This window comes from Ligilactobacillus sp. MP3, from assembly GCF_024436335.1.
GTDB lineage: Bacteria > Bacillota > Bacilli > Lactobacillales > Lactobacillaceae > Ligilactobacillus > Ligilactobacillus salivarius.
On record NZ_JANFQI010000032.1, the window covers coordinates 1 to 430 of the forward strand.

Sequence of the window (430 nt, forward strand, 5' to 3'; positions counted from 1 at the left end):
TACATGATGGCTCGGTAGCTCAGTCGGTAGAGCAAAGGATTGAAGCTCCTTGTGTCGGCAGTTCGATTCTGTCCCGCGCCATTTAATATTAATATCCTATGCGGGTGTAGTTTAGTGGTAAAACCACAGCCTTCCAAGCTGTTGTCGCGAGTTCGATTCTCGTCACCCGCTTTTATTATGGGCCTATAGCTCAGCTGGTTAGAGCGCACGCCTGATAAGCGTGAGGTCGATGGTTCGAGTCCATTTAGGCCCATCTGGAGAAATACTCAAGTGGCTGAAGAGGCGCCCCTGCTAAGGGTGTAGGTCGGTAATACGGCGCGAGGGTTCAAATCCCTCTTTCTCCGTTATGGCCCGTTGGTCAAGTGGTTAAGACACCGCCCTTTCACGGCGGTAACATGGGTTCAAATCCCGTACGGGTCATCTTAATATA

The 430-nt window shown here is 50.7% G+C and carries 5 tRNA genes; all 5 read left to right on the forward strand.

What is annotated here, in order from left to right:
- The first annotated feature begins 8 nt into the window (after positions 1–8).
- Positions 9–81, forward strand: a tRNA-Phe gene (locus NOU10_RS09275).
- A 19-nt stretch (positions 82–100) separates the two neighbouring features.
- Positions 101–171 (forward strand) — tRNA-Gly (locus NOU10_RS09280).
- Between the two features lie 8 nt (positions 172–179).
- Positions 180–253: transfer RNA gene (locus NOU10_RS09285), tRNA-Ile, on the forward strand.
- A gap of 3 nt (positions 254–256) precedes the next feature.
- Positions 257–344, forward strand: a tRNA-Ser gene (locus NOU10_RS09290).
- A 4-nt stretch (positions 345–348) separates the two neighbouring features.
- Positions 349–420 (forward strand) — tRNA-Glu (locus tag NOU10_RS09295).
- The last annotated feature ends 10 nt before the right edge of the window (positions 421–430 follow it).